Annotated in this window: 9 protein-coding genes and 1 CRISPR repeat array; all 9 genes read left to right on the plus strand. The window is 35.5% G+C overall.

Annotated features, from left to right (window positions below; all coding sequences use genetic code 11):
* The first annotated feature begins 118 nt into the window (after positions 1 to 118).
* Positions 119 to 418: direct repeats of the CRISPR family, unit length 33 nt; unit sequence GTCACTCTCTACATGGAGAGTGTGGATTGAAAT.
* 259 nt (positions 419 to 677) lie between these two features.
* The 9 genes from AC3WOM_RS26000 to AC3WOM_RS26040 all read left to right on the plus strand — a co-directional run bounded on the left by AC3WOM_RS26000 (position 678) and on the right by AC3WOM_RS26040 (position 7,481).
* Positions 678 to 2,333 carry a right-handed parallel beta-helix repeat-containing protein gene (locus tag AC3WOM_RS26000; RefSeq protein WP_492448943.1) on the plus strand — a complete coding sequence of 552 codons (1,656 nt, stop codon included), beginning with the start codon at positions 678 to 680 and terminating at the stop codon, positions 2,331 to 2,333.
* A gap of 552 nt (positions 2,334 to 2,885) precedes the next feature.
* Positions 2,886 to 3,077 (plus strand): hypothetical protein, encoded by a 192-nt coding sequence (locus AC3WOM_RS26005; protein WP_283872256.1) that lies wholly within the window; start codon positions 2,886 to 2,888, stop codon positions 3,075 to 3,077.
* Between the two features lie 220 nt (positions 3,078 to 3,297).
* Complete coding sequence (locus AC3WOM_RS26010; protein ID WP_492448944.1) at positions 3,298 to 3,807, plus strand: RNA polymerase sigma factor; 510 nt, start codon at positions 3,298 to 3,300, stop codon at positions 3,805 to 3,807.
* On the plus strand, positions 3,791 to 4,780 hold the full coding sequence (locus AC3WOM_RS26015; RefSeq protein ID WP_492448946.1) for an anti sigma factor C-terminal domain-containing protein: 990 nt from the start codon (positions 3,791 to 3,793) through the stop codon (positions 4,778 to 4,780). Before AC3WOM_RS26010 ends, AC3WOM_RS26015 begins: the two co-directional genes overlap by 17 nt.
* A gap of 278 nt (positions 4,781 to 5,058) precedes the next feature.
* Positions 5,059 to 5,634: a cysteine hydrolase family protein gene (locus AC3WOM_RS26020; RefSeq protein WP_427538334.1), complete on the plus strand. Its 576-nt coding sequence runs from the start codon at positions 5,059 to 5,061 to the stop codon at positions 5,632 to 5,634.
* Positions 5,609 to 6,205, plus strand: coding sequence for a class I SAM-dependent methyltransferase (locus AC3WOM_RS26025; RefSeq protein ID WP_427538411.1), 597 nt, complete (start codon positions 5,609 to 5,611; stop codon positions 6,203 to 6,205). Before AC3WOM_RS26020 ends, AC3WOM_RS26025 begins: the two co-directional genes overlap by 26 nt.
* Positions 6,206 to 6,231: 26 nt before the next feature.
* Positions 6,232 to 6,807 carry a DNA-3-methyladenine glycosylase I gene (locus AC3WOM_RS26030; RefSeq protein WP_492448949.1) on the plus strand — a complete coding sequence of 192 codons (576 nt, stop codon included), beginning with the start codon at positions 6,232 to 6,234 and terminating at the stop codon, positions 6,805 to 6,807.
* Positions 6,794 to 7,063, plus strand: coding sequence for a hypothetical protein (locus AC3WOM_RS26035; RefSeq protein WP_492448951.1), 270 nt, complete (start codon positions 6,794 to 6,796; stop codon positions 7,061 to 7,063). Before AC3WOM_RS26030 ends, AC3WOM_RS26035 begins: the two co-directional genes overlap by 14 nt.
* A gap of 46 nt (positions 7,064 to 7,109) precedes the next feature.
* Positions 7,110 to 7,481, plus strand: coding sequence for a DUF1963 domain-containing protein (locus AC3WOM_RS26040; RefSeq protein WP_492448953.1), 372 nt, complete (start codon positions 7,110 to 7,112; stop codon positions 7,479 to 7,481).
* Positions 7,482 to 7,688 lie beyond the last annotated feature (207 nt).

Below are 7,688 nucleotides of genomic sequence, written 5' to 3' on the forward strand. Positions count from 1 at the left end.
TTCCATTGCCCACCAAACGCAGTGCGGTAGCTTTAAAGCTCTCACTTTTTTATGTCCACTTTCTTGACAGAAGACCATGAAATTGTTAATACCGCAGTACTTAATCTACCCAAAATTTGTCACTCTCTACATGGAGAGTGTGGATTGAAATTGAGATGTATTTACAATTAAATATTTACGAAATGGTCACTCTCTACATGGAGAGTGTGGATTGAAATACATGTGACCACTCAATTATGGGTGGTCTTTTTAGTCACTCTCTACATTGAGAGTGTGGATTGAAATTACCCAATGTAGCTCATCATCATAACCAAATATGTCACTCTCTACATGGAGAGTATGGATTGAAATCATTTGCCATCTGAATCACCATCCAATGCTTGACGTCACTCTCTACATGAAGAGTATTAATTGAAATAACACCATCTTCTCCACCATAAAATGTGTTCAAGAGTCCTCTATGCCTATAGAATTAACATTCGGGTTTTAACCACCATATAGCTTTAGTACGCTCAAAATTATTAGCAATCACCTACCTTATAAGAATTACTTCTAAATTATTTGTACAAAATTGAATAATAGGAAGTTCAATGGGTATATAAATATAATAAAACACAAGAACGATAATGGTCTGGCTAATCATAAGAGTGGCTTGATTGCGGCAGAGGAGTGTGGAGATGGCGACGCTTGTTGTAAAGAGAAGTATTATGCATCGTTACCAGCGTATTGAAGATGCGATTCGAGATGCTGAACCAGGGGATTTTATTGAAATTCGAGATGGGATCTATGAGGAAAGCTTTGAAATTTCCAAAAGGCTGACCCTTTATGGAGTTGGAAATGTGACGATTAAAGGTGGTGTATTTATCCGCTATAATACACATGCCAATATGCGTAATTTACGCTTTACACAAGGGCAGGGGATTTATGTTAAAGGAGATTTACAGCTGGAAAACTGTGTGATTGAACAGCAATTGGTGCAAACACAGGTGACTGTTAGCTTTGGTAGTCTAATGATGAAAAATGTCGATATCCTAGCTGGTCCAGTTAATCATTATGGTTTGCACATTGATAATGGCTCAAGCGTTATTCTTGTGGATACGACAATTCAGCACCATACAAAGGCTCAAATTATGGTGCAGAATAGTGAAATTTCATTAACCAATTGCATGCTTTTGGAAGGACAAACAAATGGTATTTTTGCGATTCGCAATGTAAAAATAGATATCGTGGATTGTGAAATTCATGGTCATCAGCAAACACAAATTGTTGCAGCTGCCAGTACCATGACGATGACAAATACACTTATTCATCAAGGGCAGAATTTAGGGATTCAGCTACTCGATCAATCGACATTAACGATGGATGGCTGTGAAATAAAGCGGCATCTGGATACAAATTTGGTTGTTCATAACAGTGAGGTCTGGCTTACGGACTCTATCTTTTCTGATGGACAGGGCCATGGTATTTATATCGCAGAACAATCTAACGCAAAACTATTTGATTGCAAGGTCCATGAACATTATAAGTCACAGCTAATCATTGAAAACAGTAAGGCAGAGATTTGTAAATGCAGTGTGAGGAAGGGACAGACGACCGGTGTCACAATTGTAAATGAAGCAAATGTATCTATGTCAGAATGTATGATTCAGGACCATCAGCAATTTCATTTTATTGTCGATGCTAGTTATCTAAAGCTCAATCAGTCTGTCCTTCAATATGGGAAAGCGGGTGGTATTTTTGGTAATGACCACGCAAAAATAATGCTTCATCATACGACCATTCTGGAGCTTGAGGGACATCATCTTTATATTAATAATGCTCGTTTATTTGCAGATAGGTGTACATTTGACGCTATTATCGGTCACGCAATCACATGTATCAAGGCTATTTTTGAGATTGCCAATAGTGCATTCAAAAACAACGGTAAGCAAAGCCCCTATGCACTCATTTGGTCAGATAAGTCGATGGGGCGTATTAAACATTGTTCGGTTGATGAAATGGAACGTACATTTTTAGCGTTGTCTAATCAATCAATGCTGGAGATGGAGAGTATTGATCTGACGACTGTGAAGATACCAGCTATCGTGCAAGAGAAGAGTCAATTATTTATTCAAGGCACGACTAGTGGAACTATGTGGAAGAGTGATGACACATCTAAAATCATTTCTATATCTGCAAATGTTAACGATAAAATGAAGCAAATGGTGAACCAAATCAATCAAGCAGAATCAATAAATTTGCACAGTCTCAATGAAAAGCTGCAAATACCGATTGAGGTATTGCAACAAGTAACTTTAATACTTCAACAAAATAATATTAAAAAAACAATATAATAACCGAATAAATGAGTAGGATAAGTAGTTTCACTATTGTTGAAATTACTTTTTTTATGACATGAAACAAAGTGGTAAAAATACAGTGGTGAAATTGAAAATCTCTGCTTGATTTTGACAGGTAAAAAAGAGGGTAAAACTAAGTCCTTTACTGTTATTTAAAAAAATCGTTGATAGCTTTCTTAAATAGATGACTATTGAACGGGATAGATAAAATATAGAGGAATTAAAATTGTAAACGGTTTCTTAATTATCAAAATGACGCAGATTCACAAAATTCGACAAAAAGGTATATTATTTTTATAATTAGTAGTGTAAGAGAATTAATCGAGGAAAAGAATTATTCCAATTCCTAAAAGGAAAGTTATTTTTAAAAATAATAATATTTTTTGAAGAAAGTAATAATATTATTAAGAAAATGTAGAATTTGGATTGATTAATTTCCATGTTTTAGCCTATAATTAGTAAAAACGGTTCATTTAACATTGTATTTGTAAAGATAATAATGATTTTGGAATAATAAATTTATGCGTAAATTAGGGGTGAAAGAGCATGTTTGGGCTTTCGAAAGAAGAAATTATGTTAATGCTAGAGAAGGCAGAGTTAGAAGAGAATCAAAAAAGTGCAATTGCTGAAATTCTACAGCTTAACAATATGCGAATTGAGCAACAACTGGCATTTATTATTCATCTAGTCATAGATGAGCGTGAACGAAATATTTCAAACAATACATATCTAAATTAAAAAATGTCGAAGGAACGAGAAATTTGACTTCGGCTTGATTTATTGATTGAAATCAACATATTTGAATTTTATAGTCTTTCAATTTAACAATCACAAGTGTTTTTAACTAGCACTTGTGATTTTTTTCTTTTAATTCCAATTAACTGTATACATTTTAGGGGTTGAATGGTTATATAGATGAGTTAACTACGAAATGGATATCCAAAAAAGTTGGTGAAGTATGAATAAAGAGTGGGAGCGTCTATTGCTTGCGCATGCAGAAGTCGTTTTCAAATATTTGATAAAAATAGGGGCTACAAAAGAAGATGCAGAGGACGTTGTACAAGAGGCAATTATTAAAACAATTGAGTGTTTATCTACAATTCGACATGATAATTTACGAGCTTGGTTATTCAAGGTCGCCCTTAATCGTTACTATACGTTGTATAACAAGCAAAAGCGCGCAACATTAATCGGTGACAATGAAATCGAAAAATTAAAAATTGCATTGGATGATGCAGAACAACATTATTTACAAAAAGAGCAAAATGCAAAGATTAATGAAGCCTTGCAGGGGCTACAGCCAGCATTTCAGCAATTACTTTTAATGAAGTACGATATGGAATTGTCCTATAAAGAAATCGCTGCGATTCTAGCGGTGAGTGAGTCGCATGTAAAAACTTATTTACAGCGAGCACGTAAAGCATTTAAAAAACAGTGGGAGATGTTAGAAGATGGACAATCTTTTTGATACAGAACAGATGAAAAAAACAATGAAAAAAGCCCAGCGCTGCGCAACATGGAAAACGATTATCATCACGTTTGTCGTAATGGCTGTGACATTGTTTGGTGGAAAAATAGTGAATGACGCAATTACTAGATTTTTACAAAGTCATGCTCAAAATTCCTTTTACACCTTACATCAAGTGAAAGGTGCAAATGAATTTATTGGATCAATCAGGAATTACCCTGGCATTTTAGGCGGTGAAATGCATTATAAAACAATTAAATACATTGAAGGAAAGGTTGTTCTCACTGGAGATGACGCATTGGGCTACGGTTTTTTACGAAACGAGGTGTTATTCGAAGGCGCTAGTTCTCATCTAACATTTGGAATGAGAAACAGTGAACAAGATTTAAATTCTCAACGTTATAATGAATTTGGACAGCGTGAAATGTTGTTTTTCTATCCATTTATAAATTATCAAAAGACGCAAAATGATTTAGCGTTGTTGCCTGAAATTGATGATCAAAAAGTAATGGAAGTTGCTTTATCTTTTGATAAAGGTTATTCAATGCAGGAAGCACTTGCGAAACTGCCGAAAGATGTGAATACTACTTGGCTATGGGTTAAAGATGTGAATGAAGCAGACGATTATACTGGCAAAATTGAACAAAATGGAAAGGTTATAGATAGTTACAATGTGTTTCGTTCAGAACAAGATGTATATGGTTTTTCCCTTTTAAACGCGAACGGTGATGTAGTAGAGAACCCAGCAAAGCTATTTGTCCAAGCTATATCAAGTGGGGCAAGACAATCATCAAGTTTAAAAGATGAATATAAACGATTGGAAAAAGAAATTGGTGGTGCTGATGGGCTGTCTGTGAATGACCTTGTTATCTATGGGGCAGTTGTCACTGGTAATAAGAAGACATTAACGAGTCTGAAGAATCTTGATTTTATAAAAGCCTCCTCAATTGGAGTAATCACAGATAAATATTAACCTCAAAATAAGGTCATTTCATTATAGGTGACCTTATTTTTTTATAAAGCAAAATAATGCAATTACCCTTTGTAAAGCCTTGATACCGCTGCATTTTCCAATACAATTAGCAGTGTCGTGCCTCTATTGAATAGTCCGACCAATATAATATCACTATTTATACACCAGCTATTGGTAAATCATAGCCTGCTGTGATATTGAAATGGTAAATAATGAAACTAATTATTTTTTTAAAACGTAAAGATAGTAAGCGTTATAAAACGTAAGGGGGATAGAACTTGAAAAAAGCCTTGCTGATACTAGATATTCAAAACGATTACATAAGTGATCAAGCCAGACTGCCTATAGCAAAGCAGCAAATGCAGTCTACCATAAGTTGCATTAATGTTCTCATCCAAAAGGCGCGAGAGCAAGGAATTCCAATTGTCTATATTAGAAATGAATTTGAACAAACACAAATCTCGAACCTTTTCCGAAAATTCACTGCTTTGAAAGGAACGAAAGGGGCTGAATTTGATGAAAGATTAGTCATGGTGGATGGTGCATATTTTTCAAAAAATAAAGCGGATGCGTTTAGTAATCCAGACTTAGCAACTTACCTCTCCCAACAAAAAATTAATGAATTAATCGTAACGGGTGTGTTTGTTGAAGGCTGTGTCAATGCAACGGTTAACGGAGCATTAGCAAGGAACTTTAAGGTAATTGTTGTAGATGATGCAGTGGGGGGAGCCACGGATAAAAGCAAAGCGGCTGCATTATTGAAGTTAGCGAAAAAAGATGTCTTAATCTGCACATCACAACGGATTTTAGGGAGAGAGGAAGTTGAAATTGACACTTTTACAACGCTTGATTGAACAAGCTAAGAAGCCAAATGGATTTGTAGGGTCAGTAATGTTACGCATTATGAATCTTGCACATAGTGGTATGAATACATGGCTGATTAAGCATGGTGATGTATATGATGGTGATACGATCTTAGATATTGGGTGTGGAGGTGGAAAAACGCTTCAAACTTTATCGAAGATTAATCCAAGTGGTAAAATCTATGGTATAGATTTTTCTGAGCAGGCTATCAAGGACTCCATAAAAACTAATAAAATGGATGTGACAAATGGTAAGGTCATTGTTAAGCAAGCAAGTGTTTCAAACATTCCATACACAGATCAGTTTTTTGATACGATTACAGCCTTCCAAACACATTATTTTTGGCCAGATTTAGCAAATGATGTGAAGGAAGTCTTTAGAGTTTTAAAGCATGGTGGAAAATTTATTATTATGTCAGAGCTCTATAAAATTAATTATCATATGAAAGCCTATAAAACAAAATCAGAAATTGAACAGCTATTCGAATGTGTAGGGTTTCAAAGGATTCAAATTATTGAAAATGCGCGCAAAGGATGTCTTTGTATAATAGGCGTTAAATGATACATAGAAAAATGGGGGGACTATAAATGAAAAGATGTGAATGGGTAAAGCTAGAGGAGCCTCTATACGTAGAGTATCATGACAAGGAATGGGGTGTTCCTGTCTATGATGATCAGCATTTATTCGAGATGCTATGTCTAGAAGGGGCACAGGCTGGACTTAGCTGGTGGACCATTCTTCAAAAAAGAAAGGGATATCGAGCTGCTTTTGACCAATTCAATGCTTCAAAAATCATTCTCTATACCGAGGACAAGCTAGAGGAGCTTCGTCAGGATACTCGTATCGTTCGTAATAAACTAAAAATTGCGAGTGTTGTTTCAAATGCACAAGCTTTTCTAAAAATACAGGAAAGATATGGCTCATTTTCTCATTATATTTGGGGCTTTGTAGATCACCAGCCAATGGTAAATGAGTGGTCATCTATCGCTGAAGTACCTGTTACGACAGAGATTAGTGATCGAATGAGTAAGCAATTGAAAAAGGATGGCTTTAAATTTGTTGGTAGTACGATTTGTTACTCCTATATGCAGGCAATAGGGATGGTCAATGATCATGTAACAGATTGTTTTTGTCGCACAGGGGGGTCTGATGATGAACATTGATGATATTAAGTCACAGCTAGTGAGACAGGCAACAATCTTTGTAACAGGTGGTATATGCCCTACCCATGACCTTCTTGAAAGCTGGATTGGCTTTGTAGGATGGTCACTACCTGAGGAACAGAGACCTAAAGAGTTTCAGCCGCTTGCTACACTGTTTTTGAAGGGAGCTACCTTTTGTACCAGAATCACTACAATCAATAGAGCTATTGACTGTATTTATCCACGAGGAAATATTTCATCATTTAATAGAGGATGATCTTAGTCGATTTTTTGAAATTAGAGCCTATACATCATTAGAGGGTTTGATACAGCGAAATTGGCAGCATGATCATATTCGCGCATTTCCTCTTATGCCTAAGCTAATAGTTAATGATTATCCGGCATGGGATGGTGGAGGTATTCCTTGTGATGTGGAGGATGAAATTTTAAGGCTCGAAAACGATGAAGAGCTAGATTACTTTGATGATATTGTGGAGGAAATTTACGCAGTTCATAAAATAGGTGGCTATCCAGCATTCTGCCAAAGTGGTCATGATTATGGCGAGGACTATCCATTTGTCTTACAGATTGCCTCAGACGAAAAGGCATATTTTAATATTGTGGATGATGGGAATTTCTATTTCTTTTTTAACCCAATTTTAAATGAATGGCGTGTTCATTGTGATTTTTATTAAACGTAATATCATCCCTTGCTACAGCGTCCTTACCTGACATAAATCCCACACTCTCTACAATAACTTGATAATTGAAAGTATGTATTCATGGCAGTTACGCATAAACAAAAAGCCTTCGCAATAGTCGAAGGCTCATGTTGTTGAAATACTATTATGTCAATGAAATCAAGGTGACAAATTAAAAAGTATAGCCCTTTTTCAAAACGA

The sequence above is a fragment of the Lysinibacillus sp. FW301-JW8 genome (assembly GCF_058788755.1).

Coding starts and splice junctions, on each gene's coding strand:
- AC3WOM_RS26000 (WP_492448943.1), top strand. CDS start 678: ATGGCGACGCTTGTTGTAAAGAGAAGTATTATGCATCGTTACCAGCGT.
- AC3WOM_RS26005 (WP_283872256.1), top strand. CDS start 2,886: ATGTTTGGGCTTTCGAAAGAAGAAATTATGTTAATGCTAGAGAAGGCA.
- AC3WOM_RS26010 (WP_492448944.1), top strand. CDS start 3,298: ATGAATAAAGAGTGGGAGCGTCTATTGCTTGCGCATGCAGAAGTCGTT.
- AC3WOM_RS26015 (WP_492448946.1), top strand. CDS start 3,791: ATGGACAATCTTTTTGATACAGAACAGATGAAAAAAACAATGAAAAAA.
- AC3WOM_RS26030 (WP_492448949.1), top strand. CDS start 6,232: ATGAAAAGATGTGAATGGGTAAAGCTAGAGGAGCCTCTATACGTAGAG.
- AC3WOM_RS26035 (WP_492448951.1), top strand. CDS start 6,794: ATGATGAACATTGATGATATTAAGTCACAGCTAGTGAGACAGGCAACA.